The organism is Kribbella ginsengisoli, assembly GCF_039537185.1.
Taxonomy (GTDB): domain Bacteria; phylum Actinomycetota; class Actinomycetes; order Propionibacteriales; family Kribbellaceae; genus Kribbella; species Kribbella koreensis.
The window spans coordinates 19,903-43,686 of record NZ_BAABAA010000008.1 but is presented as its reverse complement, the minus strand read 5'-3'; the positions used below and the strand labels follow the sequence as shown (position 1 = coordinate 43,686).

General features: G+C 67.2%; 29 protein-coding genes and 1 tRNA gene. 17 read left to right on the top strand and 13 right to left on the bottom strand.

Features of this window, described 5'->3' with window-relative positions; all coding sequences use genetic code 11:
- Positions 1-142 precede the first annotated feature (142 nt).
- Genes ABD768_RS27545 through ABD768_RS27535 form a run of 3 tightly spaced genes read right to left on the bottom strand, consistent with a single transcriptional unit; the run spans position 143 to position 1,784 of the window.
- On the bottom strand, positions 143-805 hold the full coding sequence (locus ABD768_RS27545) for an anti-sigma factor family protein (protein WP_344845423.1): 663 nt from the start codon (positions 803-805) through the stop codon (positions 143-145).
- Positions 802-1,311 carry a sigma-70 family RNA polymerase sigma factor gene (locus ABD768_RS27540; protein ID WP_164600137.1) on the bottom strand — a complete coding sequence of 170 codons (510 nt, stop codon included), beginning with the start codon at positions 1,309-1,311 and terminating at the stop codon, positions 802-804. Before ABD768_RS27540 ends, ABD768_RS27545 begins: the two co-directional genes overlap by 4 nt.
- Positions 1,312-1,361: 50 nt before the next feature.
- A complete protein-coding gene (locus tag ABD768_RS27535) occupies positions 1,362-1,784 on the bottom strand; it encodes a DoxX family protein (protein WP_343970328.1) in 423 nt (140 codons plus the stop codon).
- Positions 1,785-1,998: 214 nt separating this feature from the next.
- On the opposite strand from ABD768_RS27535, the gene ABD768_RS27530 reads away from it, so the two are divergent.
- From ABD768_RS27530 to ABD768_RS27515, 4 genes are all read left to right on the top strand, one after another.
- Positions 1,999-2,074, top strand: a tRNA-Lys gene (locus ABD768_RS27530).
- Between the two features lie 185 nt (positions 2,075-2,259).
- Positions 2,260-2,412 (top strand): hypothetical protein, encoded by a 153-nt coding sequence (locus ABD768_RS27525; RefSeq protein ID WP_344845419.1) that lies wholly within the window; start codon positions 2,260-2,262, stop codon positions 2,410-2,412.
- Positions 2,413-2,696: 284 nt separating this feature from the next.
- Positions 2,697-3,677: a serine hydrolase domain-containing protein gene (locus ABD768_RS27520; protein ID WP_344845418.1), complete on the top strand. Its 981-nt coding sequence runs from the start codon at positions 2,697-2,699 to the stop codon at positions 3,675-3,677.
- A gap of 71 nt (positions 3,678-3,748) precedes the next feature.
- Positions 3,749-4,438, top strand: a complete 690-nt coding sequence (locus ABD768_RS27515; RefSeq protein ID WP_344845415.1) for a hypothetical protein — start codon at positions 3,749-3,751, stop codon at positions 4,436-4,438.
- 41 nt (positions 4,439-4,479) lie between these two features.
- Here the strand turns inward: ABD768_RS27515 and ABD768_RS27510 are convergent, their stop codons facing one another.
- The 3 genes from ABD768_RS27510 to ABD768_RS27500 all read right to left on the bottom strand — a co-directional run bounded on the left by ABD768_RS27510 (position 4,480) and on the right by ABD768_RS27500 (position 7,381).
- The gene (locus ABD768_RS27510; protein WP_343970343.1) at positions 4,480-5,385 is read right to left on the bottom strand and encodes a hypothetical protein; all 906 of its coding nucleotides are present in this window, start codon (positions 5,383-5,385) and stop codon (positions 4,480-4,482) included.
- 95 nt (positions 5,386-5,480) lie between these two features.
- Positions 5,481-6,644 (bottom strand): aminoglycoside phosphotransferase/kinase family protein, encoded by a 1,164-nt coding sequence (locus ABD768_RS27505; RefSeq protein WP_344845412.1) that lies wholly within the window; start codon positions 6,642-6,644, stop codon positions 5,481-5,483.
- Positions 6,645-6,808: 164 nt separating this feature from the next.
- Positions 6,809-7,381, bottom strand: a complete 573-nt coding sequence (locus ABD768_RS27500) for a TetR/AcrR family transcriptional regulator (RefSeq protein ID WP_344845409.1) — start codon at positions 7,379-7,381, stop codon at positions 6,809-6,811.
- A 78-nt stretch (positions 7,382-7,459) separates the two neighbouring features.
- On the opposite strand from ABD768_RS27500, the gene ABD768_RS27495 reads away from it, so the two are divergent.
- From ABD768_RS27495 to ABD768_RS27485, 3 genes are read left to right on the top strand one after another with little or no spacing between them, the layout of a single operon-like run.
- Positions 7,460-8,440 (top strand): saccharopine dehydrogenase family protein, encoded by a 981-nt coding sequence (locus ABD768_RS27495; protein WP_344845407.1) that lies wholly within the window; start codon positions 7,460-7,462, stop codon positions 8,438-8,440.
- Complete coding sequence (locus ABD768_RS27490) at positions 8,440-9,435, top strand: cation diffusion facilitator family transporter (RefSeq protein WP_344845405.1); 996 nt, start codon at positions 8,440-8,442, stop codon at positions 9,433-9,435. Before ABD768_RS27495 ends, ABD768_RS27490 begins: the two co-directional genes overlap by 1 nt.
- Positions 9,428-10,258, top strand: coding sequence for a fructosamine kinase family protein (locus tag ABD768_RS27485; RefSeq protein WP_344845404.1), 831 nt, complete (start codon positions 9,428-9,430; stop codon positions 10,256-10,258). The genes ABD768_RS27490 and ABD768_RS27485 overlap by 8 nt, the downstream gene beginning before the upstream one ends.
- Here the strand turns inward: ABD768_RS27485 and ABD768_RS27480 are convergent.
- Positions 10,249-11,160: a LysR family transcriptional regulator gene (locus tag ABD768_RS27480; RefSeq protein ID WP_343970363.1), complete on the bottom strand. Its 912-nt coding sequence runs from the start codon at positions 11,158-11,160 to the stop codon at positions 10,249-10,251. The genes ABD768_RS27485 and ABD768_RS27480 overlap by 10 nt on opposite strands.
- Before the next feature lie 130 nt (positions 11,161-11,290).
- On the opposite strand from ABD768_RS27480, the gene ABD768_RS27475 reads away from it, so the two are divergent.
- From ABD768_RS27475 to ABD768_RS27465, 3 genes are read left to right on the top strand one after another with little or no spacing between them, the layout of a single operon-like run.
- Entirely contained in the window at positions 11,291-12,001 is a 711-nt protein-coding gene (locus ABD768_RS27475; protein ID WP_343970366.1) for an SDR family NAD(P)-dependent oxidoreductase, read from the top strand.
- 38 nt (positions 12,002-12,039) lie between these two features.
- Positions 12,040-13,131: a YbfB/YjiJ family MFS transporter gene (locus ABD768_RS27470; protein WP_344845398.1), complete on the top strand. Its 1,092-nt coding sequence runs from the start codon at positions 12,040-12,042 to the stop codon at positions 13,129-13,131.
- A complete protein-coding gene (locus ABD768_RS27465; protein ID WP_344845395.1) occupies positions 13,128-13,487 on the top strand; it encodes a nuclear transport factor 2 family protein in 360 nt (119 codons plus the stop codon). Before ABD768_RS27470 ends, ABD768_RS27465 begins: the two co-directional genes overlap by 4 nt.
- 115 nt (positions 13,488-13,602) lie before the next feature.
- Here ABD768_RS27465 and ABD768_RS27460 read toward each other — a convergent pair whose 3' ends face one another.
- The 3 genes from ABD768_RS27460 to ABD768_RS27450 are packed head-to-tail and all read right to left on the bottom strand — an operon-like array spanning position 13,603 to position 15,608.
- Positions 13,603-13,974 (bottom strand): VOC family protein, encoded by a 372-nt coding sequence (locus tag ABD768_RS27460; RefSeq protein ID WP_344845392.1) that lies wholly within the window; start codon positions 13,972-13,974, stop codon positions 13,603-13,605.
- Positions 13,975-14,018: 44 nt separating this feature from the next.
- Positions 14,019-14,732, bottom strand: a complete 714-nt coding sequence (locus tag ABD768_RS27455; RefSeq protein WP_344845390.1) for an SDR family oxidoreductase — start codon at positions 14,730-14,732, stop codon at positions 14,019-14,021.
- Between the two features lie 12 nt (positions 14,733-14,744).
- Positions 14,745-15,608, bottom strand: a complete 864-nt coding sequence (locus ABD768_RS27450) for a DUF427 domain-containing protein (RefSeq protein ID WP_344845389.1) — start codon at positions 15,606-15,608, stop codon at positions 14,745-14,747.
- 120 nt (positions 15,609-15,728) lie between these two features.
- Between ABD768_RS27450 and ABD768_RS27445 the strand changes: the two genes are divergently transcribed.
- The 4 genes from ABD768_RS27445 to ABD768_RS27430 are packed head-to-tail and all read left to right on the top strand — an operon-like array spanning position 15,729 to position 19,370.
- On the top strand, positions 15,729-16,322 hold the full coding sequence (locus ABD768_RS27445; RefSeq protein ID WP_344845386.1) for a CGNR zinc finger domain-containing protein: 594 nt from the start codon (positions 15,729-15,731) through the stop codon (positions 16,320-16,322).
- Positions 16,319-17,140: a pyridoxamine 5'-phosphate oxidase family protein gene (locus ABD768_RS27440; RefSeq protein ID WP_343970384.1), complete on the top strand. Its 822-nt coding sequence runs from the start codon at positions 16,319-16,321 to the stop codon at positions 17,138-17,140. Before ABD768_RS27445 ends, ABD768_RS27440 begins: the two co-directional genes overlap by 4 nt.
- Positions 17,141-17,142: 2 nt before the next feature.
- Positions 17,143-18,840, top strand: a complete 1,698-nt coding sequence (locus ABD768_RS27435) for an MOSC domain-containing protein (RefSeq protein WP_344845383.1) — start codon at positions 17,143-17,145, stop codon at positions 18,838-18,840.
- Positions 18,841-18,863: 23 nt separating this feature from the next.
- On the top strand, positions 18,864-19,370 hold the full coding sequence (locus ABD768_RS27430) for a tetratricopeptide repeat protein (protein WP_343970388.1): 507 nt from the start codon (positions 18,864-18,866) through the stop codon (positions 19,368-19,370).
- Between the two features lie 9 nt (positions 19,371-19,379).
- Here the strand turns inward: ABD768_RS27430 and ABD768_RS27425 are convergent, their stop codons facing one another.
- From ABD768_RS27425 to ABD768_RS27415, 3 genes are all read right to left on the bottom strand, one after another.
- Positions 19,380-19,835: a rhodanese-like domain-containing protein gene (locus ABD768_RS27425; RefSeq protein WP_344845381.1), complete on the bottom strand. Its 456-nt coding sequence runs from the start codon at positions 19,833-19,835 to the stop codon at positions 19,380-19,382.
- Positions 19,836-19,966: 131 nt separating this feature from the next.
- Positions 19,967-21,889, bottom strand: a complete 1,923-nt coding sequence (gene nhaA, locus ABD768_RS27420) for a Na+/H+ antiporter NhaA (RefSeq protein WP_344845378.1) — start codon at positions 21,887-21,889, stop codon at positions 19,967-19,969.
- Complete coding sequence (locus ABD768_RS27415) at positions 21,882-22,529, bottom strand: TetR/AcrR family transcriptional regulator (RefSeq protein WP_343970396.1); 648 nt, start codon at positions 22,527-22,529, stop codon at positions 21,882-21,884. The genes nhaA and ABD768_RS27415 overlap by 8 nt, the downstream gene beginning before the upstream one ends.
- 64 nt (positions 22,530-22,593) lie before the next feature.
- Between ABD768_RS27415 and ABD768_RS27410 the strand changes: the two genes are divergently transcribed.
- The 3 genes from ABD768_RS27410 to ABD768_RS43160 all read left to right on the top strand — a co-directional run bounded on the left by ABD768_RS27410 (position 22,594) and on the right by ABD768_RS43160 (position 23,713).
- Positions 22,594-22,914, top strand: a complete 321-nt coding sequence (locus ABD768_RS27410) for a hypothetical protein (RefSeq protein ID WP_343970399.1) — start codon at positions 22,594-22,596, stop codon at positions 22,912-22,914.
- A 125-nt stretch (positions 22,915-23,039) separates the two neighbouring features.
- Positions 23,040-23,588 (top strand): GAF domain-containing protein, encoded by a 549-nt coding sequence (locus tag ABD768_RS27405; protein WP_425558456.1) that lies wholly within the window; start codon positions 23,040-23,042, stop codon positions 23,586-23,588.
- Positions 23,588-23,713, top strand: a complete 126-nt coding sequence (locus tag ABD768_RS43160) for an ANTAR domain-containing protein (protein ID WP_425558455.1) — start codon at positions 23,588-23,590, stop codon at positions 23,711-23,713. Before ABD768_RS27405 ends, ABD768_RS43160 begins: the two co-directional genes overlap by 1 nt.
- Positions 23,714-23,784 lie beyond the last annotated feature (71 nt).

Genomic DNA, 23,784 nt, shown 5'->3' with positions numbered 1-23,784 from the left:
GGGCAGGTCGGCAGCCCCGGCGCACGCCTCTGAACGCCGGGGCCTGGAATGACCAATCTCTCGAGCGACCAGTCGCTCCTAGCTCACAGGTGCCCTTTCGAACCGTCATCAATCAACTACCGGGTGGCTGGCGGCAACAAGTTCAGAAACTGACCGCCAGCAGCACCCGGCCGGACTCGGCGCCGCGGATGTCGAGTCCCTTGATCTGGTCGCGGCGCAGCTTGGTCGTGGTGGCCGGCTTCACCGTCGTACCGGGTGCAGCCGTCCAGCTCGCCAGCAGGGTCGCCTTGCCGGTGTCGTCGGTGACGTAGAGCTCGTACCCGCGGGCGCGCTCGCTCGGGGTCGCCAGCTCGTCGTACCGGCAGCTGATCTCGATCGTGGTCCCCCACGGCTCGTCCACCAGCCGCGCGTCGGCGGTGAGCTTGCTGGCGACCGTCTGCGCGAGCACCACGGTGTCGCTGGTGGGCTCGTTGCGGTTGAGCGTCCCCTGGAACACCACGCCGGCCACAGCCGCGGTGGCAGCCGTCGCAGCCACCACCGCAGCCAGCTTGTACCGCTTGCGCCGCCGCTCCCGTTGCACACTGCGCACCAGGCCCGGCAACAGGTTCGGCGGCGGAGCGGTGAGCGTGGCCAGCGCCCGGTCGTCCGGCAGTACCGCCAGAGTCCCCGGTACGCCGGCCAGCGCCTTGATCGCCGCCGAACACTCCTCGCAGTCCGCCAGGTGTCCCTCGTAGTCCCGACGGTCCTTCGCCGACAACGCCCCGAGCAGGTACGCCGCGTCCCACTCCCGGTACGGGTCGCTCATTCCTTCGTCACCCCCCTTTCCTGCAGCGCCAGCTTCAGCGCCCGCAGCCCGTAGTGCAGCCGCGACTTCACGGTTCCGGCCGGTATGTCGAGTTCCTTGGCGATGTCGGTGACCGTGCGCCGGCCGTAGTACGCGCGCACGATCACCTGCCGATGGTCGTCCGACAGCTGGGCCAGCGAGTCCGACACCAGCCACGCGTCCAGTACTGCGTTCGCGTGGTCGGCGCTGGGTCTCTCCGGCAGGTCGTCGCTGGCCACCTCCCGGGTGACCCGGGCGCTGCGCCGGTCGTCGATGACCAGATTGCGCGCCACCGTGAACAGCCACGCCCGGGCACCCGCCTCGTCCTCGGTCAGGATCTGCGGCCGCCGCCACGCCCGCAGCAGGGTCTCCTGAACGACATCCTCGGCGAACCGGTCGTCCCCGGTCAGCCGGACGACGAACCGCCACAACGAGGGCGCGTGCACATCGTGCAGCTCCCGCAGCAGCGCCGCGCGGTCGTCGGCCATCGGCGCTCCCGTCCAGTCGTCGTGCGGCTCATCGTCCGGCCTTCCCGGGGTCACTCAGTCGCAGCTGCCAGCTGCCGCGCCTCCTGCTGCTTGAACACCGGCAGCTGCTCCAGTGCCCAGACACCGGAGCCGAAGAACGCGATCAGCAGGAACGCGAAGCAGAACAACGCCGGCTTCTCGCCACCGTTCTCCACCGGGAACAGCCCACCAGGCTGGTGCACGGTGAAGTACGCGTAGGCCATCGAACCAGAGCACAACAAGGCGGCGTACCGGGTCCCCAGCCCCACCATCACCAGCGCCCCCGCCACAACCTGGATCGCCGCGGCCCACCACCCCGGCCAGGCCAACGCCTCCACCTGCTTGCTCCCCAGGATCCCGAACATCGACGCCACCCCATGGGTAGCGAACAAGAACCCCACAACGATCCGGAAAACAGCCAGTACCTGGTCCTGCCAGCGCTCCAGCACACTCATCACTTGCTCCTCACGGTGAACGGACGGGTCCACGCACCCCCACTGGCTTGGTCAGGCCCAGGGGGATGCCCTCACCCCCAGAACGGCCCACCACCCCATCCGGTTCAACCGCTCGTGATCTTTTAACTACCCTCCGAAACCACCAGACGCGCTGGTCTACCCCAACCCATTCGCGATCCACCCCCCACACCTGACAGACTGTCCCCAACACCCAGGGCCTCTAGCTCAATTGGCAGAGCAGCGGACTTTTAATCCGCGGGTTGTCGGTTCGAGTCCGACGGGGCCTACCACCTCACCCGTACGACGGACGCCCACGCGCGGCTCCTCCGTCGCCGTGCTCCCCACCCCCCGGCTACCTCGCTCCTCCGTCGCTCGTCCCACCGCCGTGAGTACAACCCGCCTTGCGGGCCGGCCCGGCTAGCCCAGCTCGCCCGACGGGCTCCGCTGCCGCGATTCGCTGGCTGAGGAGCAGGCGATGGGCCCGCGACTCGTCACAGAAGTCGAGCGAACCCTGGCAACCGACGGCCGTCTCGGGTGGACCGTCTACACAGATCTGCTGAAGAAGTCCGCCGCTCCTTCAGCCGAGGTCGTCGCCCGGACCGTTCGGGTGAACTCCGTCGAGAGGTAGACGACTTGGGTCAGGTGGCGTTGTAGGAAGGTGCAATTTAGGGGGATCGGGTGGGGTTCTTGCAATTTTCTTGGGAGCGTTCGGGCATCTAGCGGATGAGTCTGAGCCTGGAGGAAGCTTGAAGCGCGTGCGCGTGTCTGTGGTGGTGACCGGTGTTGTTGGCTTGCTTGTTGCGTTGCTTGTGGCTGGTCCGGCCGATGCGAGTGACCTCCCGATGAGTGGATACATCGTTCACAGGTAGAAGTCATGGTGACGGCGCTGCCGGCCGGGTTAGCCTGGCCGGCATGGTGCTGGGGGAGGTTGAGCGGGTTGCGGTGGAGACCGGGTTTTCTGGGGTGGTCTGGGTTGATCGGGGTGGGGAGGTTGAGTTTGCGGAGGCTTTCGGGTTGGCTAACCGCGCTTACCTGGTGGCTAACACCGTTGACACCCGGTTTGGGATCGCGAGCGGGAGCAAGGGGTTTACTGCGCTGGCTGTGATGTCGCTGGTGCGGGATGGGGTGTTGGGGCTGGGGACGACGGCCCGGAGTTTGCTTGGTGGGGATCTGCCGTTGATTGCGGATGATGTGACTGTTGAGCATTTGCTTACGCACACTTCGGGTATTGGTGATTACCTCGATGAAGACGGTGATGGGGAGATCACTGACTACTACGTTGGTGCGGCGCATGAGTTGACGACGACTGAGGCGTTTTTGCCGTTGTTGGAGGGGCATCCGGCCAAGTTCAAGGCCGGGGAGCGGTTCTCCTACTGCAATGGTGGGTTTGTGGTGTTGGCGTTGCTGGCGGAGCGGGCCGGTGGGGTGGGGTATCACGAGTTGGTGCGGGAGAGGGTGTTGAAGCCGGCGGGGATGGCGAGGACGGATTTTCTCAGGGGGGATGAGCTGCCGGGGGATGCGGCTGTGGGGTATTTGCCGATCGAGGGGGTGGATCGGTCGAATGTGTTTCATTTGCCGGTGATGGCGTCGGGGGACGGCGGGATCCACAGCACGGCGGAGGATATTTCCAAGTTTTGGCGGGCGTTGTTTGCGGGAGAGATCGTGGGCGCGGTTGACGAGGTTGTGCGGCCGCGGGTGGATCTGCCTGAGCAAGGCAGGCGGTACGGGCTCGGGTTCTGGCTGGACGAGAGGACCGACACCGTGATGCTGGTCGGATCCGATGCGGGCGTTTCGTTCAAGTCGACGCATGATCCGCGGACGGGGACGACCAGGACGGTGCTGTCGAATACCTCGCCGGGGGCCTGGCCGATCGCCCGTGTTCTCAACTCCTGAGGGTCAGGCGCGTTGGCGCCAGATGGTGACGGCTAGGTCGAGGGACCAGATGATGGTCTAGCTTGAGCCGGGTGAATATGCGGCAGGTGGTTGTGGGCGGGATGCTGTGCCTTGCGCTGGTCGGATGTGCGGAGGAGAAGGCCGACCCCGTACCTCTGCCGCGGAGTACCGTTTCGGGAGTTGACCCGGCGGTGGACAAGGCTGCCGTGACGCAGGCGTTTACGACCTACCAGAAAGCCCTGCTGGCCAAGGACGGCAAGACTGCCGCATCGATGTTGACCGCCGATACGATCGCGTACTACGTGGCGCTCAAGAAGCTGGCCTTGACGGCGAAGGAGCCGTATCTGCGGCGGGCCCGGGTCAGCGATCAGGTGGCGGTGCTCAGCCTGCGGGCCAGCGTGTCGGCCGACGACATCCGGCGGTGGTCGGCGACCGAGCTGGCAGCCGATGGCGTCCGGCGGGGTGAGCTCAACACCAGCGCGATCGGACGGATGACCGTCGCCGACGTGAACCTCTCGGTCGACACCGCGAGCGTGACGGTGCGGATGGACGGCCAGACGAACCCGTTCGCCCTCACTTTCTGGCGTGAGGGCGGGCGGTGGAAGTTCCGGATGATCCCGCTGCTCGAAGCGATCGAGACCGCGACGAGGGCGCAGGTGAAGAAGCTGCACCTCACCGATCGCCAGTACGTCGACCAGACGATGGCGACCAGAGTGACCTCCCCTGACGAGCTCGCCGCGCTCTGGGTCCCGGCCGGCTGAGGCCGGCCCCGGGCCGGTTGATCGACCCCGGGGCCGGGCTGTTATTCGCCGTACGGTGGCGGGTTGAACTGGGTTGGTAGACCCCAGGTGAAGAGGACGGCGTCCGGGAAGGTCGACTTGACCTTGCCTAGGTTCTTGATGACTGTTTTGGGGCCGTTGGCGTGGCCTACGGCGTACAGGTAGCCGGACTTGGTGTTCTTGTCGATGGCGAGCAGGACTACGCCGGTGTTGCCGCAGCGGGTGGCTTGGAGGGATTCGAAGGTTTGCCAACTGGAGTTGCGGACTATTTTGAGGACCGGCTTCAAAGCTGGGGTGGTGGGGATGTGGATGGTGTAGAGGCGGCCGTTGGTGGTGTTGGCCAGGAAGGTGTCGTAGGTCTTCGTCTGGCTGATCAGGGCCAGTGATTTGAAGCTGGCGTAGCCCTTTGCGGTGCCGGTTTTGTGCCAGACCTGTTTGTTGTCCACGGACCAGCGCGCGAGCGTGCCGTCGTTGTGGATGGCGTACTGCGTCGTACGCCGGTAGCTGCCCAGCCAGAGGTCCGAGCTCTCGAAGATCCGGTACTTCGCCCAGCCGCTGCCGACCTTGCCGATGTAGGAGCTGTTGGGGTTGCCGTCGAGATCCGCGTAGTACTTGATCTGCATCATGTCGTTGCCGAAGACCAGGTAGCCGAAGCGGCCCGAGCCGTCCTCGTAGTCACCGTCGTAGTTCATCGACGCGAGCCGGACGTTCTTCCCCGCAAAGAGTTTGTTCGACTCGAGCCGGTTGACGTCGAGCCCGGGCGGCGTCGTCGCGACATGGTTCTGCACGCGCACGGCGCCGGTCGACGTGATCGCCCCGGACCTCAACTCGCACGCTTCGGTGGTACCGGTGGTCGTCGCGCCGCTCGGTAGCGACGCGACGGCCGTCAGCGCAACGGCTCCCAGCAGGGTCGGTAGGAGTTTCTTCATCACAGTTCCCCCAGAAGAATCGGCGTTCAGTACTCACCATGACGCTGCGATGGAAGTACTGGATGCCTGATTCCCTAAAGGGACAAGAAGCTTGCCTATGCGTCGGTGACCGCGAGCAGTTCCTCCAGGCCGGCCCGGGTCATCGGGTGGGTCAGGAGGTCCAGGGTGCCGCGTTCGGTGGTTTCGGCTTGGTCGGCGTCGGTGGGGTTGATGGATTCGCAGATGCAGTTGTAGGTCCAGTTGAGCCAGCCGCTGGCTGCTACCGCGAAGGAGGAGAGGGTTAGTTTCGGCCAGGTGCTGGCGGCGTCGAGGTAGCCGTCCCGGAAGGCGATTGCTGCCTTTTCGTTGAAGGTGGGGCGGAGGGTCCATTGGCCTAGGGCGGCGCCGATTTCCAGAGCAGGGGTCAGGGAGCCGGCGAAGTCCCATTCGGTGACGATGAGTTCGTCGTGGTGGCCGATACGGACGTGTTCGGGGATGAGGTTGCTGTTGCAGAGGATGAAGTCGGCGGGGTCGGCGTCGAGTTCGATGCGGTTGAGATCTGCTAATGATGGAAGGGATTCGGCCAGTAGGTCGGCCCAGGGTTTTTGCGCGGCGCGGGCTCGGTCAAGCAAACCCGACCAGTCGGCGGTGGACTTGCGGGTGGTCAGGTACCAGCTCATCGGGGACTCGCTCGGGATGGCGAGCGAATGCAGGAGCCCGTACGTCGTACCGACCTGGCGCGCGACCGCTGACGGCGTCGGGAGTACTGGCGTCGGGCCGACCTCGAGCCACTCGTGGACTCGCCAGCTCTGGCCTTGCACCGACTCGATCAAAGAGCCGTGTGGGCTGCGTACCGGCGTCGGCGCGGAGACTCCCACGGCGACGGCGGCATCACGGAGGCGCGAACCTATCTCGGCTTGCGAGGCGGTGATCCAGTCGTAGACGGTGACCGCCAGCCAGCGGCCGCGGTCGGTGGTGATGGACCAGCAGCGGCCCATCGGCGTGAACGACACAGGCGACGGCGCACCGGCGACAGTCCCCAGGCCGAAGGCGGTGGCGAGCGCCTCCGCAAGACCTGCAGGAGCAACCGGTACTGCGGCCGCCCGGCGCTCGGCCTCGGACTTCAGTTCGGCCCAGTCCCGCATCCCGTACTCCGCGGCGAGCGCCCGCTGAGCGTCGGCGAGCGACGCCCCCGGACTCGATTCGCGGAGCGCGGCCAAGAGGTCTTTCGCCTCTTTGCGCAGGAACCCCAGGCTCGGCTTGTCAGGCAGAAATCTCACAGCGTGTCCTCTCGCGCCCGGACTCGCACGGGCCACAAGGAGCACGATGCCCTGGCCAATGAGTGGAGAACGGGGTGGCTTCCAGCCTTCCGGCGAGTCTCGACGCGGCCCCAACCACGCTCCCCGAGACGCTATCCGAACCGATCCGGCCGGGTCAACGGCTGTCAGCGGGTCGGGAACTGCCCGATGATCAGGTCGGTCAGGGCGGTGGTCACTTCGGCGGCGGTCGCCCGGTGGTGGGTCAGCTCGGTGGCCAGGGCTTCCGCGGCGCCGAGGAGGGCGGTGCAGCGGAGCTGGAGGGCTGCGGGAGGTAGTACGGAGTACGGGGTGAGCGCCTTGGCCATCGTGGTGGTGTAGGCGGCGAGCAGTTCGTGCTGGGTCGGTTCGAGCTCCGGGTTGCCCTTCAGCGCCGCTGAGAGTGGGGCGAATTCGGGGAGGTCCAGGGTGCAGGCGAAGTACGAGGCACTGATGACGGACGCGATCGCGTCGATCGTGGCGGGGGCGTCGCGGATCGCGTCTTCGAGAGCCAGGCGGTGGCGTTCGTCGAGGTCGCGGTAGAGGGCCAGCAGCAGGCCCGCGCGGGTGCCGAAGTGGTCGTAGACGATCGGCCGGCTGACGCCGGCGGCCTCCGCGAGGGTGACCAGGGTCAGCCCGTCGACGCCGCGCGTGCGGACCAGCCTAAGCGCCACCTCGAGCAGTTGCTCCCGCCTGGCCGTCTTGGTCAACCGCGTGTTCACAGGCCCTCCTTGCGTCCGGCCTCCACTCTAGGCTACAAAGTGTAGGTTACAAAATGTAGCTACGAGTGGAGGCAACAGATGAAACCGGTACTCATCCTCGGCGGCTCAGGTCAGGCAGGATCCGGAACGGCCAGACTGCTCCGGCGATGGCACCCCGGCCTGGCACTGACGATCGCCGGTCGCGATCTCGGCCGCGCCCAACGCGTCGCCGACGAGCTCGGCAATGCGACCGCCGTCACCGTCGACCTGCACAACCTGGAGTTCGCGACCGAGCACTCGGCGGTGGTCGCGTTGCTGCGTGACGATCGGTTCGACGGTCTGCGGTACGCCCAGGACAACGCGATCCCGTACTTCAGCATCTCCAGCGGGCCGATGGAGATCGCCCCGGAAGTCGCCGCCGTGGCCCATCGCCCGAACACGTCCGCGGTCATGCTCGCCAGCCACTTCTTCGCCGGCACCGTCGCGCTCGCAACCCTCCAGGCGGCTGGGCGGTTCGGGCAGGTGGACAGCATCCACATCGGCGCGATCCAGGACGAGCAGGACATCGGAGGCCCCGCAGCACTGGCCGATCTGGAGCGCTGGGCAACAGCCAGCTCGGTTGGACTCGTACGCCGCGACGGCGTCTTCACCTGGCTGGCCGACGCTCCCCCGGTCGAGATCCAGCGCGCCGACGGCACCACGATCCCCGCCCAAACGGTCTCCGGCCTCGACATCCCCGGCCTCGCCTTCGCAACCGGCGCCGCCAACGTCCAACTCGACTTCGCCGTCAGCACCGAGCCCGGCCAGCCGCTCACCGAAGTACGCATAGCTCTCGAAGGAACAGACCCAGCCGGTACGCCGATGCGCACCACCCACTCCCTCATCAACCAGTCCGGCCAACGCCCCCTGACCGCCCTAGGCATAGCCCTAAGCGTCGAACGCCTACTAGGCCTCCGCGGCGCCCCACCCCAGCCAGGCATCCACACCCCCGAGTCCCTGATCGACCCGACCTACGCCACAACCCGCCTCGCCCAGGTCGGCGCCCACCTCACCGAGTTGGAGTGTGCTACGACTGCCTAATGGCGGAGCGCGAGGGTGACGGGCGGCACTTGTTGGCGGACGTGCCGGGGTCTGGGGCGGGTGGTGAGGGTCGGGGCGAGAGTCTGACGACGGTGCTGGTTGCCTTTGGGGCCAATGTGTTGATCGCGATCGCCAAGTCGGTGGCTGCGTTGGCTACGGGGTCGGCTTCGATTCTGGCGGAGGCGGCGCACTCGTGGGCCGATGCGGGGAACGAGGTCTTCTTGCTGATCGCCAATCGGCAGGCGCACAAGCCGGCTGATGAGTTGCATCCGTTGGGACATGGGCGTGAGGCGTACGTGTGGTCGTTGTTCGCCGCACTCGGGTTGTTCGTGGCGGGTGCGGCGGTGTCGATCACGCACGGGGTCCAGGAGTTGATCACGCCGGAGCCGGCGGGACACTTCGTGATCGGGTACGTCGTACTGGCCGTCTCCTTCGTTCTCGAAGGGATCTCGTTCGCGCAGTCGACCCGGCAGGCCAAGGGTGAGGCCGCCACGCTCGACCGCGACCTCATCGAGCACGTGCTCGCCACCTCCGACCCGACCCTGCGCGCGGTGTTCGTCGAGGACGCCGCCGCGCTGGGCGGGTTGGTCATCGCGGCCGCCGGCCTGTTCGCGCACCAAGTGACCGGTTCGGCGATCCCAGACGCCGTCGGCTCGATCCTCGTCGGCCTGCTGCTGGCCTGGGTCGCCCTGCTCCTGATCAACCGCAACCGCCGATTCCTGGTCGGCCAGGAAGCCGATCCGAAGGTCCGCCAAGCCGCCCTGCAAGCCATCCTCGCCGCCCCGGAAGTTGCCCGGGTCACCTATCTCCGCCTCGAGATCGTCGGCCCCCGGATGATCTCGGTCATCGGCGACGTAGACCTCACCGGCGACGACACCGAATCCCACGTCGCCGTCCGCCTCCGCGCCCTCGAAGCCAAAATCAGCGCCTCCCCCGCGGTAGCCGGGGCAATCCTCAGCCTCTCCGCCCCCGACGAACCCACCCTGAGTGTCTGACCCCAAGGCAGCGCTACCACCGGGCGCGGAGATGCTCGCAGCCGAGCAACTCACCGGCGGCTTCGCGAACACCACCTGGCTGGTGAAGCTGGCCGACAAAACAGTGGTCGTCAAAACAGGCGACGCCGATTTCGCCACAGAAGCCAAAGGCCTCGCCGTACTACGAGCCGAAGGCCTCCGTACCCCCGACGTCATCACGGTCACCGCCAACGCGCTGACCCTGGAAGCCCTGAACCCGACCACGCCCGACTCCGACGAGTTCTGGGAAACCGCCGGCAGAGCCATCGCCACCCTGCACACGAAGGCATCCCCAAGACACGGCTGGCCCGAAGACGGCTGGCTCGGCCGCCTCCCCCAGGAGAACAGCTGGGACTCCAACGGCCACCGCTTCTTCGCCACCAGACGAGTACTGCGCTATCTCCGCGAACCCAAGACCCAAGAAGCACTCACCCCCGCCGATCGAGCCGACATCGAACGGCTCTGCGCCCGCTTCGACGAACTACTCCCCCATGCACCCGCCGTCCTGACGCACGGCGACCTCTGGAAGGCCAACGTCATCGCCACCCGCGACGGCCGGCCGGCGTTCATCGACCCGGCCGTGAGCTGGACCTGGGCCGAGGTCGACCTCAGCATGATGTTCTGCTCCGGCGGAGTACCGGACCGCTTCTTCGCCGCGTACCACGAAGTCCACCCGCCCGAGCCCGGCTGGCGGGAGCGGATGCGGTTGCTGAACCTCCGCGAACTGCTGAGCGTCGTCGCTCATTTCGGCCCAACCGGCGATTACGTCGAGCAGATCCGAGCCGTCGTCAGGGCCTATCGGTAGGGATCCTCGACCGGGAGCCAGCAGGCGGAGAGGTCGGCGCAGAGGGGTGGGACGTCGTCGGTCAGGGCGTGGATGGTGGATTGGACTGCGGCCCGCGGGTCCGACTGGCGGGATAGGAGAGACCAGGTCCAGTACGGCGCTGGGTCGGTGACCTGGCGTTCCGTCAGATCGGGTGGGGTCGGGGTGGTGGTGCGCTTCGGGTTGTTGAGGACCGGGCGGCGGAGGCGGCGGACGTGTTCGTGGAACGCCGGTCCGGTCATTCCGCCGTCGTCGACGTACTCGAGTCGTGCTCCGGTCGCCCGCGCGAGTTCCTCCGCGTAGTCGTTCCATGAGGACCAGGTTGCGATGTCGGAGTCGACCAGGATGATGACGTCCTTGGCGAGCACCGGCGAATCGTCGGGGCCGGGCGATACGGCGTACAGGCGGTCGGCGCCGAGGAAGCGCGCCTCGAGTTTCAGCTCGGCTAGCGCGGAGGTCTTGATCCAGGCGATCGCCAGGTCGACGCTGCCGTCGGCGACCCGGGCGGCCTGGGTATGCGACGGCAGGACCCACGCGTCGAGGCGGAGGCGGGCGATGCCGGAGACGCGGGTGATCAGGTCCGGCGGGTGCCAGCTGACGTAGCCGAGGCGGACCGGTTCGGCCTTCGAGAGCCCGGCGGCTGAGCGGCGCAGCTCGTCGGCCTGGTTCAGGAGGTCGCGGGCGGGACCGAGCAGGGCCTCGCCGGAGGCCGTCAACGTGACCGAGCGGCGGTCGCGGTCGAACAGCCGGATGCCGAGGTCGCGTTCGAGCGCCTTGATCTGCTGCGACAGCGACGGGCCGGCGATGTGCAGGGTGGCGGCAGCGCGGCCGAAGTTCAGCTCCTCGGCCACCGCGACGAAGTACCGCAGCTGTCGCAGTTCCATTCCCCGATCGTAGGCGCAGCCTCCCAGCAGAGAGCCAACAAGTCGTGGAAAGGCGGTCCGCGCCGAGCCACCATCAAGTCACGGAGAACGATCGCTCTCCCTCCTGAAGACACAGAAAGAAGAACAAGCTGTGAGTACCCAGAAAGTAGCTGTCGTCACCGGCGCATCGCAGGGCTTCGGCGCGGGGCTGGTGACCGCCTATCGCAAGCTCGGGTACGCCGTGGTCGCGAACTCGCGCTCCATCCAGCCCTCCGACGACCCGTTGGTCCTGACCGTGGCCGGCGACATCGCCACCCCGGGCGTCGGCAACCGGATCATCGAGCAGGGGCTGGCCGAGTTCGGCCGGATCGACACCGTGATCAACAACGCCGGCGTCTTCGTCGCCAAGCCCTTCACCGACTACACCGACGAGGAGTTCGACCTGGTCACCGGCGTGAACCTGCGCGGCTTCTTCGAGCTGACCCGGCGCGCGGTCGAGGCGATGCTCGCCACCGGCGACGGCGGCCACATCGTCAACATCTCGACGGCGCTGGTCGACCACGCCAACTCGAACGTGCCGTCCGCGCTCGCTTCGCTGACCAAGGGCGGGCTCAACGCGGTCACCAAGTCGCTGGCGATCGAGTACGCCACCCGCGGGATCCGCGTCAACACGGTCGCTCCCGGCATCATGCGGACGCCGATGCACCCGGAGGAGACTCACGAAGTACTGGCGAGCCTGCACCCGGTCGGCCGGATGGGCGAGATCTCCGACGTGGTCGGAGCCGTCACCTACCTCGAAGAGGCGCCGTTCGTCACCGGCACGATTCTCTACGTCGACGGCGGACAGAGCGCGGGCCACTGATGAAAGCGGGCCAGGTGGGCGCGGCATTGGCGGTGGGGATGGGAGTCGGACGGTTCGTCTACACCCCGATCCTGCCGCTGATGCAGGCACAGGCAGGGATGTCGGCGCGGAATGGCGCCCACCTGGCGACCGCCAACTACATCGGCTACCTGATCGGCGCCCTCGCGGCGATCGTGGCGCCCACCCTGGCCCGCTCCCAGCCGGTACTTCGGTTGTCGCTGCTGATTCTGATCGCAACACTCGCCCTGATGCCGGCCGGCGGATGGGTCGCGCTGAGGTTGCTGGCGGGAATCGCCAGTGCCCTGATCTTCGTCATCGCCGTCAGCGCACTGCTCGCGAGTCCGGCCAAGCGCCTGATCGGTTGGGCCTTCGGCGGGATCGGAGCGGGGATCGCGTTGTCGGGGGCCGCAGTACTGATCCTCCGTACGACCGGAACCTGGCAAGACGCCTGGTGGACGGCAGCTGCCTTGGCGACCTTACTGGCGATCCCGGCCTGGAGACTCCAGATAGCAAGTCCATCAAGGCAGCCCGAGAAAGGCACCAACCAGACCAGCAAATGGTTCGGGACGTTGCTGGCGAGCTACACCCTCGAAGGCGTCGGCTACGTCATCGCCGGGACCTTCTTGGTTGCCGCGATCAACCAAACGTCGACCGGCTGGCTCGGCGGTGCCGCGTGGGTCCTGGTCGGCCTCGCCGCGGTACCGTCCACCGCATTGTGGGCGACCCTCGGCCGCACCTGGTCGCGCCCTACCCTCCTATTCACGGCCCTGGTCTTGCAGGCGATCGGCCTGGCCCTCCCCGCACTGACCGGCGGAATTGCTCCAGCTCTCATCGCAGCAATCCTCTTCGGCGCAACGTTCCTCGGCATCTGCAGCATGGCCCTCGCGATCGGCGAGCACCTCCAGATCCCCAAGGCCGTCGCCATCCTCACCACCGGCTACGGCGTCGGGCAGATCATCGGCCCGCTCGCCGTGACCCCCCTTCTCCACAACGGCTACCACCAGGCGCTACTCATCGGCGCCGCCATCGTCACACTGGCAGCACTCGCTGCCGGCGCCCTCAGACACCATTTCCCGCACCACCTAGGCCCACTCCCGAGCCGGGTCCACCTCAAGGAGCTCCAAGCATGAACACCACAGACATCCTCACCACAGTCCTGGACGCCTGGAAAGCCGGCGTAGACGCCCACGCCCCAGAGGCAGTCGCCGACGTCTTCACCGCCGACGCCATCTTCCAAGGCCTGCACCCCTACAGCATCGGCCCCGCCGGCGTCGCCGAGTACTACGCCTCACAACCCCTGGGCATGAAAGCCGACTACAAGATCCTCGAGTCCCGCCAACTGACCGACGACCTGGTCCTCGGATACCTCGAAGTCGCCTTCTCCTTCACCGACCGTCCCACCCTCGAGGTCTTCCTCAGCATCCTTGCCCAACGCAACGACACCACCTGGAAGATCGCCCACTACCAGGTCTCCAAACTCGGATAGGCAGGAGCTTCTGTCCCGGACGACAGGACATAGTGGCCGTCAACTAGTGCACCTGAGCGCGCGGCCGTCGTTGCATACACCGTCTCGGAGGTGCACTACCTGTCGATCGGGACGCTCACTTCCGCCAGGGCAGGTGCTGGAGGGTCCAGGTATTGCCGTCGGAGTCAGAGAAGTAGGCGAAGTAGACGCCTCGGACCTCCTCCACCGGCTGCACCCCGACGCCTCGGGCGATGAGGGCCTCGCGGGCGGCCTCGATGTCGGCGACGACGAGGTGGAGACCGCGCAGGGAGCCGGGCGGCATGTCCACCTCGGGGATTCCGGTGGAGAGTTTGATTGAGCAGTAGGAGCCGGGCGGAGTGAACTGGACGATTCGTACGCCGTCGACCGGCGTGACGTCTACGTCCAGTTCGAAACCGAGTCGGTCGGCGTAGAAGGCTTTGGCGCGGGCGAGGTCGGTGACCGGGAGCGGGCCCAGCTCGAACAGCATCTCGCCGGGGATGATGGCGGGTTCGTGGGACGTGACCGGACTCCTCAGACGATTGGTTCGCCGCCGTCGACGGCGATCGACGTACCGGTGACGAAAGTGCTGGTGAGAGCGAAGAGGACGCCGTCGGCGACGTCCTCCGCGGTGCCGAGGCGGCCGGCCGGATTCTCGGCGACGCGGTGGGCGAAGAGGTCGGCCTTCACCGCCTCGCCGAGGCCGTCGTATGCGCCGGTGTCGATCGTGCCGGGCGAAACGGCGTTGACCCGGATGGGCGCCAGCTCGACCGCGAGCGATCGCGCGACTGCGTCGACGGCCGCGTTGGTCGCGCCGACCGCGAGCATCCCGGTGTGCGACTTGCGGGCGGAGTGCCCGGAGAAGAAGACGAACGAGCCGTCGGCCGGCAGCCGGGGTGCGAAGTGCTTGGCCAGCAGGATCGGGCCGATCACCTTGGTCTGGAACGATCCGAGCATCGCGGCCGGCGTCAGCTCAGCGACCAGGCCGCGAGCCCGCGCCGATGCGGTGGACACGACGTGATCCACCTCGACCGACGAGGCCAGCGCCGCGATCGATGCCTCGTCGCTCAGGTCGATGGTCGCCGTCTGGACCGTAGTTCCCTTGTACGCCGCCGCCAGCGCCTCCTGATCGCGACCGGCAGCCACAACCTTGGCGCCCACGGCGAGCAGGGCATCCACAGTCGCCCGCGCGATTCCGCTCCCTCGACCGACGACCAGAACAGTGCGGTTCTCCAGTGATACAGACATGAGCCAGCCCTTTCAGTCGATCGAGATGAGTTCGTCGGTGTCGAGTCCGCGGTCGATGCCGTGCGGCTTCACTTGCTGCCCGGGCTCCGGTAGCAGCCGTACGCCGTCCAGCGTGACCTCGACCTTGTCGGCCTCGAAGGACACCAGGTCCGATACCCGGGCGACCTCGTCGTAGGCCTCGCGATACGACCAGGCAGCGCGCTTCGCAGTACCGATGTCGTAGTAGTCCGCCAACCCCTTGTACGGGCAGAAGGTCTGGCCATCGACCGGTGTGAGCGACCCGTCCACCACGTCCTCGCGCGGTACGTACCACCGCGGCGCGAACCCGGATTCGTACAGCACCACCGGCCGGGACGTCTCAGCGATCACCCGGTCCCCAGCCCGTACTACGAGATGCCGCGAAGTACTCCGAATGTCGATCCGGTGATAAGCGTCCGCGGCGTGCCCCAGAATCCGCTCGTCCTCCTCGTAGAACGCATCCATCGCCCGCCACGCGAAAGCAACCCGTCCGGCCAGCTCGCCGGCGTAGGCGGGCAGATCGATGTGCTCCCAGGCAGCGCGCTGCGCCTCACGCCCAGCGCCGCCGACCGTGTACCAAGCAGTCGTCCCCAGGTCGCGGTGCTGCGTCGTCCGCTCACCACCCGAGAGCACATCCGCCCGGACGTCGCCGCGCGGGAAGTACGCGACCGGGTAGCGCCCCGGCTCGTGGAGCAGGACCACGTCCTCACTGTCCGCGATCCACTCGCCACCGAACCGGACCCGCATCCGGCGCCGCAGGCGCTCGGCGTACAGCAGCCGCTCGGGCAGCGGCTCCGGGGTCAGGAAACGGCCGACCGCGCCGCCGCCGAGTGGCCCTTGTTGCCAGGACAGTCCCATGATCCCTCTCCACTTCCGCTCGCTTGTAATGTTGAAATGAAGCTAAAACCATTAGTCCGATCTGCGCAAGACCCCGCTGACATGTTGATTTGTGACGTAACTAATGCGTAAGGTGGTGTCATGAGCATGAGCCCGAGCGTTGATGACCTGTTGGCCGCGGGGTTCGCCATGGGCGGTGAGCGGCTGGCCGCGCTGGACTTGGTGGACACGCAGCTACTGGCAGTGACCCCGCCGGTCGACCTGCTCGAGACCCCGGAGCAGCTGGCGAGCTGGTGGTCACTGCAATCGAGCAGACTGCCGGCCGGACCGGTCCCGGACGGTGCTGCGGTGCGACGGTTGCGCGCGGCGGTACGGGACGTTCTGGACGCACATCTGACCGATCGGTTGCCGTCAGCAACCTCTGTGGACGACCTCAACGCGGCCGTCGCCGGGGCGCCGCAGAGCCTGCGGATGGTGGTCTCGGGCGACGGGTTGAAGGCGGAGATCCGCTGGCATCCGGAGTACGGCGGCAATGCCGCGCTGGCGATGATGGCGCGCGAGACGATCGAGTTGATGGCCGACCCGGTCCGGCTCGGGACGCTGCGACGCTGCGCGAATCCGAACTGCTCGATGCTCTTCCTCGCCGAGCACAAGCGACGGCAGTGGTGCATCGGCAGCCGCTGCGGCAACCGCACCCGGGTCGCCAGGCACTACGAGAAGACGAGGCAGTCATGATCGGCTTCCACGAAGGCGAATTGGCGGTCCAGGAGAAGGCTGGAGTCGCCTTCGACGCGGCCCGGCTCGAGGGGATGCTGCGGCCGGCGTCGCTCGACGGTGGCGCGCAGAAGTTCTTGGCGCAGCGCGACTTCGTGGCGATCACGGCACGCGACGGCGACGGGCGGCTGTGGACATCGGGGATGGCCGGACTGCCTGGTTTCCTGAGCTCGAGTGGCAGCACGTTGACGATCGGTACCGCGCCTGGGCCGGGTGACCCGTTGCACGGCGTACCGGCGTGGCAGCCGGTCGGCGTACTGGTGATCGACCTGGCGTTGCGGCGTCGGGTGAGGATCAACGGGGAGCTGGTTCGGAGTACCGACGGTGAGTTGGAGATCGCGGCGGAGCAGGCCTATGGCAACTGTCCGCAGTACATCCATCCCCACGAGGTCACCCAGCCGGCGTCGACGCTGCCGGTCGTGACGGACGGGTCGCTCGGTGAGGCGGCGACGGCGCTGATCGAGGGCGCGGACACGTTCTTCCTCGGTACTGCGCACCCCACCCGCGGCGCGGACACCTCACACAAGGGCGGCGAGCCCGGCTTCGTGCGGATCGACGGCGGGGACCTGTGGTGGCCGGACTTCCCGGGCAACAACATGTTCAACAGTCTTGGCAACATCGCGGTCGACCCAACCGCCTCGTTGCTGTTCCTGGACTTCTCGACCGGTACCGCCCTGCACTTGTCCGGTACGGCCACAATCGACTGGAATGCCGGAGGCGAGACGGGCCGGGCGGTGCGTTTCCATCCGACTCGATCAGTACTCAACAGCTGGAGCTGATGATGGCGACGCTGCGCTCCCTGAACGTCGGCCTGCCCAAGGACGTGTCCTGGCACGACCGGACGGTCTACACAGGTGTCTTCAAGTCTCCGGTCGACGGGCCGCGGATGGTCCGGCGGCTGAATGTCGACGGTGACGGCCAGGGCGATCTGGGTGGCCATGGTGGTGAGCAGCGCGCGGTGCTGGTCTACCAACTGGAGTCGTATGCGCACTGGGAGGAGTACTTCGGGCGCGACGACCTCACGTACGGGATGTTCGGCGAGAACTTCACTGTGGACGGTTTGCCGGATGACGAGGTCTGTATCGGCGACCGGTACCGGATCGGTGAGGCGGAGTTCGAGGTCACCCAGCCGCGGGTGACTTGTTACCGCGTCGGCATGCGCATGGGCGAGCCCCAACTCCCATCGCTCCTCGTCGCCCACCACCGCCCCGGCTTCTACCTGCGCGTCATCAAGGAAGGCGTCGTCGAAGCAGGCGACGAAATCATCCGCACCCGCGTAGGCCCGGAAGCCCTGAGCGTCGCCGACATCGACGCCCTCCTCTACCTCCCCAACCGCGACCGCGAGCAACTCCGCCGCTCCCTGCACATCCCCGCCCTGAGCCCCGGCTGGCAACAATCCTTCAGAGAACTGGTCGACGACTACTCCGCTCCACCTACAGCAGATGTCACCGCACCGGCTGGTTGGCCGGGTTTCCGTCCGTTGAAGGTGACGGCGGTGGTGCCCGAGAGCAGCTCGATCCTTTCGGTCTGTTTCCGGCCGGAGGACGGCACTGGTGAGTTGCCGGCCGCACAAGCCGGCCAGTACTTGACCTTGCGACTCGCGGCGGCGCCCGATGCTCCATCGGCCGTCCGGAGCTACTCGCTGTCGTCGGCGCCGGGCGCCGCGGAGTACAGGATCAGCGTGAAGCGCGACGGCCTGGTCAGCACCTACATCCACGACCACCTGAAGGCCGGGATGGACATCGACGTCGCAGCACCCCGTGGCGATTTCGTACTGACCGACGACACCGGCCCAGTCATCCTGGTCTCCGCCGGAGTAGGCATCACCCCGGTGCTCGCGATGCTGCATGCACTCGCAGACCAGCCGACTCGACCAGTGTGGTGGATTCATGTCGCTCGCAATCAAGCCCAGCAAGCCTTCGCATCCGAGGCCGGCGACCTACTGAAGGCCCTTCCACTGGCCCACCAGCAGGTGTTCTACACCGCGGATGGCCAGCGACCGACCGCGGAGCAGTTCGAGGCGCTGGGGTTGCCGGGGGACGCGTCGGCGTATGTCTGTGGCCCGGCCGGGTTCATGAGTGAGCTGACGGAAACGCTTGCAGGGTTGGGGATTGCGCGGGATCGGATCCACACCGAACTCTTCGGCACGCTGGCATCGATCAACCCCGGCATCACCGGCCACCGGTCAGTACCGCCCCACCCACCGGAGGGCGAGCCCGGTACCGGCCCTTTGGTCACGTTCGCCCGCAGCGGCCTCTCCGTACCGTGGTCGGACCAGCAGCCGTCCCTGCTCGACCTGGCTGACGCATGCGACGTACCAACCCGGTGGTCCTGCCGTACCGGCGTCTGCCACACCTGCGTCACCCCACTGATCTCCGGCGAAGTGACCTACTCGCCAGAGCCCCTGGAGCCGGCACCTGCGGGCCAGATCCTCACCTGCTGCGCACGCCCCACCAGCGAGGTAGTCCTCGACCTCTGACCTCGACGCGGCATGATGGAACTGTGACCGAAGACCTGACGCCGGAACTGGCCGCGACCATCGACGAGGCGTTCGCCCGGCGCGACCGGGAGAACATGCAGCCGACGATCGACTTCTTCGAGGACCTGCTGACCAAGCATCCGGGCAACCCGTACGTGCTGTACGAGGTCGGCGGCGCCTACGACACTGCCGGCCAGGAAGAGAAGGCCCTGCCGTACTACGAGCAGGCCCTCCCCGGCCTGAGCGGCGACATCAAACGCCGCTGCCTCCTCCAGTACGGCAGCACCCTGCGCAACCTCGACCGCTTCGACGAGTCGCTGGCCGTCTTCAAAGCCGCCAGCCAGGAGTTCCCCGAGTCGGACTCGCTCCGAGTCTTCAAGGCCCTGACCCACCACGCCGCCGGCCACCACGACAAGGCGCTGGCGACCCTCCTGCTGGTCATCGCCGACCGCATCGACACCCCCGAACTCAAGCGCTACGAAGCAGCCATCCGCGGCAACGCCGAGTACCTGGCCAACCCCCACGCCTGACCCCGACCGTCAGCAGGCGCAGGCGATGCCTTTGGGGGCGGTCAGCGGATCCGACGAGCGGCGGGTGATGCCGTCGGCCGTCTCCACCGGGAGTCCCTCACGCGTCCAGTACTCGAATCCCCCGATCATCTCCTTGACCGGATACCCGAGCTTGGCGAGCTCCAGCGCCGCCTTGGTCCCACCGTTACAAGCCGGCCCCCAGCAATAGGTGACCACCGAAGCCCCAGCCGGTACGACGTCCGCCGCGCGCGCCGCGATCTCCCGCGTCGGCAGATGAATCGCCCCCGGCACATGCCCCTGATCCCAGCTCTCCTGGCTCCGGCTGTCGATCAGAACCCACCCGGTCACCCCAGCCCCGATATCGGCCGCCACATCCGACGGATCCGTCTCGAACCTGAGCTTCCCGGCGAAGTACTCAATCGCCTCGTCCCGCACCCCCGGCGGAGTCTCCAACACAGCCGACATCTTCGCTCCCTTCGCCCGAGCTTCCGTTGAGCCCTCAGCGTCTCCGAGACCCACCCCATCACAACAGTGGCAGAAATGACCTACTGACACTAATTACTGCCATCCCGTTGCGGCGGCCGGCCCGACCAGGCTCAGGTGGTGCGAGCCCGGCGGCGGCGGACCAGTGGTGGGAGTTCGGTGTCGCGGATCTTGGCGCGGACCCGGGCGGTCTTGATGGCTGTCTTCAGGGTCTCCACGTCGTAGGCGCCGTAGTGGCGTTGCCCGTTGACGAAGAAGGTGGGAGTGCCGGACACCCCACTCAGGTCGGCGGACTCGACATCCTGAGCGACCCGGGCAGCGGCCACATGGCGTTTGACCTCGTCGTGGATCCGGTCATTGTCGAGGCCGAGTTGGAGCGCGTACGACATCAGGTCGGCCGGCTTGAGGTTCTCCTGGTTCGCGAGCAGCAGGTCATGCATCTCCCAGAAGGCGCCTTGCGCGGCCGCCGCCTCCGACACCTCAGCCGCGATCTGAGCACGAGGATGCACATCGGTCAGCGGCAGATGACGCCAGACATAGCGCAGGTCGTCGTCCTTCAGCAGGTCCCGGACGACCGGCTCCGCCAGCCCGCAGTACGGGCACTCGAAGTCGCCGTACTCGACCAAGGTCACCGAGGCGTTCTCCGGCCCGCGGATGTGGTCCCGCTCGGGATCGACCGGATCCATCAGGTCGACCAACTCGTCGACGTCACCGAGCAGCGCGACCGCCTTGCGGGCCGGCGACAACAGATGCGCGGCCCGGAACACCAGCCAGGTGAGCGCCGAGGCAACAACCACCGCGGACAGCAACCCCAGCTTCGCCTCCGTCAGCGCCCGGCCTTCGAACGCCAACGTTGCTATCAGCAACGAAACGGTGAACCCCATACCGGCGATCGTCCCGCTGCCCGCCACCGCCGCCCAACCGACCTGCGGCCGCAGTCGCCCACCGGTGAATCGCGTCAGCGCCCACGAAGCGGTCATCACCGCGACCGGCTTGCCGATCACGTACCCGAACAGGATGCCCAGCGTGATCGGCGACCGGAACGCCTGTGCCAAGAAGTCGCCATCGATCGTGATGCCGGCGTTGGCGAGGCCGAAGATCGGCACGATCAGGTAGCTCGTCCAGGGGTGATAGAAGTGCTGGAGCCGCGCATTCGGCGAGAGTGTCGAGGTCAGCCCGAGCGTCGCGTTGCGCGCCAGCTCCGGCGTCGGCTGCTCACGGAACAACCGGAACAACCCGCTCGCCTGCTCCAGCTCATCACGCCCCGGCGAGTACGCCGACGCTGTCAGCCCGATCGCCAGTCCCGCGACCACGGGATCCACGCCGCTCGTCAGCAAGGCGGCCCAAGTGACCACCCCAAGCGCCACATAGACACCGACCTGGCGGACCCTGAGCAAGCTCACCGTCAACAGCACGCCGAAGGCAACGATCGCGATCAGCAGCGGCATCAACGAGATGTTCTCGCTGTAGACGATCGCGATCACCAGCAGCGCGATCAGATCGTCCACGACGAAGACGGTCAGCAGAAAGACCCGAACCCGATCCGGCACACCCCGCCCGACAAGCGCGAGCAGGCCGAGCGCCAGCGCGGTGTCGGTCGACATCGCGACCCCCCAGCCGTGAGCGCCCTCACCGCCGTGGTTGAACGCCAGGTAGATCAGCACCGGCGCCGCCATCCCCGCCACCCCGGCCACCACCGGAAGGACGAAGCGGCTGCGATCGCGCAGGTCACCCAGGTCGAACTCGCGCCGCGCCTCCAACCCGACCACCAGGAAGAACAGCGTCATCAGACCGCTGTTCACCCACTCCTGCAACGACATGTTCAGCTCGCGGCCACCGAGCGCCAGCGAGAAGTCGGTATGCCAGAACTCGGTGTACGAGCCAGGCGCGAGGTTGGCCCAGGCCAGCGCGAGCAGGATCGCCACGGCGAGCACGCCCGAGCTACCCGATTCGGTCCGCAGGAAGTCCCGGATCGGCGCGGCGAACTCCCTGGTCCAGTTCGTCCGCCCGCTCAGCACTTCCGAGAAGTCAGCCATCCTGCCCTCTTCGTCCAACGGTCGCCGGATCGGTCGCGAACGACTCGACGTAGGTCAGCATCGCATCGAGCGCCGCCGCCAGTGGAGCCGCGTCCCGTTGGGTCTGGGTGAGCAACATGCCGCCTTGCAGCGCGGCCAGCAGCGCCATCGCCAGCTTCTCCGGGTCTGCGTCGGGACTCAGCTCGCCCCGGTCGGACATCGACTGCAGACCCTCCCGCAGTTTGCGCTCCCACTCGGCAAAGCCGATGGCGAGCCGGGCGCGCGCCAGCAGATCGGTCTCGACCACTTCGCCGGCCAGCGAGCCGAGCCGGCAGCCGCCCTCGCAATGCTTGTCGACCTGGCGTTGCACGGTGAGCGCGGCCCAGCGGCGCAGTGCCTCGAAGCTGTCGAGCCCACCCGCCGCCGGGCTGCTCTCCAACTCGATCACGACCCTCGCCTGATGGTCGACCACGTCCGCGACCAGGCTGCGCTTGTCCTGGAAGTAGTGCGTCATCTGCGACCCACTCACGCCGGCCGCGGCCCGGACGTCCTCGATGCTCGTGCCCGCGACCCCGTGCTCGTAGATCAGGTCGGCGGCCGCGGAGACGATCCGCTCCTTGGTCGCCCGCCCTTTGCGCGTCAGCTTCGCCGTGCCGGTCATGCGCCCACCCTACCCGACCTTCTGGGATTTGCATCCCAGAATCCACCGGGTCTACTGTCGGGCTATGACTACTGGCAGCTATGTGGCGCGGATCGTGGACGTGCCGGATCACGGCATCCGGCTCGAGCCGGCAGACGACACCGAGCGCCCGGACGAACCGAATGCGACCAACCTGCTCGCGATGTCGGTCGCACTCGCCCTCGGCGCGGCCGGATATCGTCACCATCCGGAGCCACGCGACCCCGATCTGCAGACCCTGGACACCTTGCTGGCAGGCGAATCGGTGATGCCGTGGGTCAGCGACACCTCGGCCGGCGACAACACGTATGTGGTCTGCACCCCGGCCTCCACCGGCCTTCCGCACTGTCAGGTCGAGCACCGCTGAGATCCGGCCGGATCAATCTGGTGCTCCGGCTACCACTTCGGGCGGACCAGGCTGCATGATGTCCGCTGAGGAACACTCCAGCCACGGGGTGACCCCCGACGATGACTCATGTCTGGAGCCCCCTGATGGCTGACTTCGAGGTAGCTGCGCCGACGTCTGCGGACGCCTTCGCGCGGCTTGCCATCGAACTGCACGATGCGCCGAGCGTCGAGGAGACGGTCGACGCCGTCGTCCAGTTCGCACTGCAAGCTCTGAACTGCATGTACGCCGGGGTCACGCTGTCCACGCGTGGCCAGCAGCCGGAGGTCGCGGCGGTCACCGACCCGGTCGTGAGCGACGTGTACGGCCTGCAGATCAGCTCGAACAGCGGACCGCTCATCACCGCGTTGCGCGATCGCGCTACCGTGCTGATCCGCGACACCCACACCGACGACCGCTGGCCGATCTGGGCCGAGAAGGTCGCTAGGCTCGGCGTCCGCAGCGTGCTCGACGTCCCGCTGACCACCGGCGAGACCGGCCGCGCGACCGTCGGGGTCATGGGCCTGTACTCCGCGGAGCCCGACGCCTTCAGCGAGGACGACGAGGCGATCGCCCACATCCTGGCTCGGCACGCCTCCGTCGCCGTCGCCTCGGCCCGCCACGAAGAGACCATGTCCCAAGCCGGGGCATCCTGATGGAACGCTTCGACGTCGACGGCGACCGCGCCTTCGCCATCCTCAAGCGCTACTCCCAAGACACCAACACCAAACTCCGCGACGTCGCCCAGCAACTCATCGACACCCGCAAACTTCCGCACTGACGCGGTGCGCCGAAGCACCGTGCGCGGACGTGCTCCGACGGTAAGGTCTGGTGGGGTGGGAGGGATTTCGG

Excerpts from the sequence above, each read along its gene's own strand:
- ABD768_RS27545 (WP_344845423.1), bottom strand. The coding sequence starts at position 805 with ATGAGCGACCCGTACCGGGAGTGGGACGCGGCGTACCTGCTCGGGGCG.
- ABD768_RS27405 (WP_425558456.1), top strand. The coding sequence starts at position 23,040 with ATGGCTGACTTCGAGGTAGCTGCGCCGACGTCTGCGGACGCCTTCGCG.
- ABD768_RS27425 (WP_344845381.1), bottom strand. The coding sequence starts at position 19,835 with ATGTCGGCTGTGTTGGAGACTCCGCCGGGGGTGCGGGACGAGGCGATT.
- ABD768_RS27510 (WP_343970343.1), bottom strand. The coding sequence starts at position 5,385 with ATGAAGAAACTCCTACCGACCCTGCTGGGAGCCGTTGCGCTGACGGCC.
- ABD768_RS27535 (WP_343970328.1), bottom strand. The coding sequence starts at position 1,784 with ATGAGTGTGCTGGAGCGCTGGCAGGACCAGGTACTGGCTGTTTTCCGG.
- ABD768_RS27435 (WP_344845383.1), top strand. The coding sequence starts at position 17,143 with ATGGCGACGCTGCGCTCCCTGAACGTCGGCCTGCCCAAGGACGTGTCC.
- ABD768_RS27410 (WP_343970399.1), top strand. The coding sequence starts at position 22,594 with ATGACTACTGGCAGCTATGTGGCGCGGATCGTGGACGTGCCGGATCAC.
- ABD768_RS27445 (WP_344845386.1), top strand. The coding sequence starts at position 15,729 with ATGAGCATGAGCCCGAGCGTTGATGACCTGTTGGCCGCGGGGTTCGCC.
- nhaA (WP_344845378.1), bottom strand. The coding sequence starts at position 21,889 with ATGGCTGACTTCTCGGAAGTGCTGAGCGGGCGGACGAACTGGACCAGG.
- ABD768_RS27540 (WP_164600137.1), bottom strand. The coding sequence starts at position 1,311 with ATGGCCGACGACCGCGCGGCGCTGCTGCGGGAGCTGCACGATGTGCAC.
- ABD768_RS27525 (WP_344845419.1), top strand. The coding sequence starts at position 2,260 with ATGGGCCCGCGACTCGTCACAGAAGTCGAGCGAACCCTGGCAACCGAC.
- ABD768_RS27440 (WP_343970384.1), top strand. The coding sequence starts at position 16,319 with ATGATCGGCTTCCACGAAGGCGAATTGGCGGTCCAGGAGAAGGCTGGA.
- ABD768_RS27460 (WP_344845392.1), bottom strand. The coding sequence starts at position 13,974 with ATGCTGTTCGAGCTGGGCCCGCTCCCGGTCACCGACCTCGCCCGCGCC.
- ABD768_RS27415 (WP_343970396.1), bottom strand. The coding sequence starts at position 22,529 with ATGACCGGCACGGCGAAGCTGACGCGCAAAGGGCGGGCGACCAAGGAG.
- ABD768_RS27465 (WP_344845395.1), top strand. The coding sequence starts at position 13,128 with ATGAACACCACAGACATCCTCACCACAGTCCTGGACGCCTGGAAAGCC.
- ABD768_RS27490 (WP_344845405.1), top strand. The coding sequence starts at position 8,440 with ATGGCGGAGCGCGAGGGTGACGGGCGGCACTTGTTGGCGGACGTGCCG.
- ABD768_RS27470 (WP_344845398.1), top strand. The coding sequence starts at position 12,040 with ATGGGAGTCGGACGGTTCGTCTACACCCCGATCCTGCCGCTGATGCAG.
- ABD768_RS27520 (WP_344845418.1), top strand. The coding sequence starts at position 2,697 with ATGGTGCTGGGGGAGGTTGAGCGGGTTGCGGTGGAGACCGGGTTTTCT.
- ABD768_RS27450 (WP_344845389.1), bottom strand. The coding sequence starts at position 15,608 with ATGGGACTGTCCTGGCAACAAGGGCCACTCGGCGGCGGCGCGGTCGGC.
- ABD768_RS27480 (WP_343970363.1), bottom strand. The coding sequence starts at position 11,160 with ATGGAACTGCGACAGCTGCGGTACTTCGTCGCGGTGGCCGAGGAGCTG.
- ABD768_RS43160 (WP_425558455.1), top strand. The coding sequence starts at position 23,588 with ATGGAACGCTTCGACGTCGACGGCGACCGCGCCTTCGCCATCCTCAAG.
- ABD768_RS27455 (WP_344845390.1), bottom strand. The coding sequence starts at position 14,732 with ATGTCTGTATCACTGGAGAACCGCACTGTTCTGGTCGTCGGTCGAGGG.
- ABD768_RS27495 (WP_344845407.1), top strand. The coding sequence starts at position 7,460 with ATGAAACCGGTACTCATCCTCGGCGGCTCAGGTCAGGCAGGATCCGGA.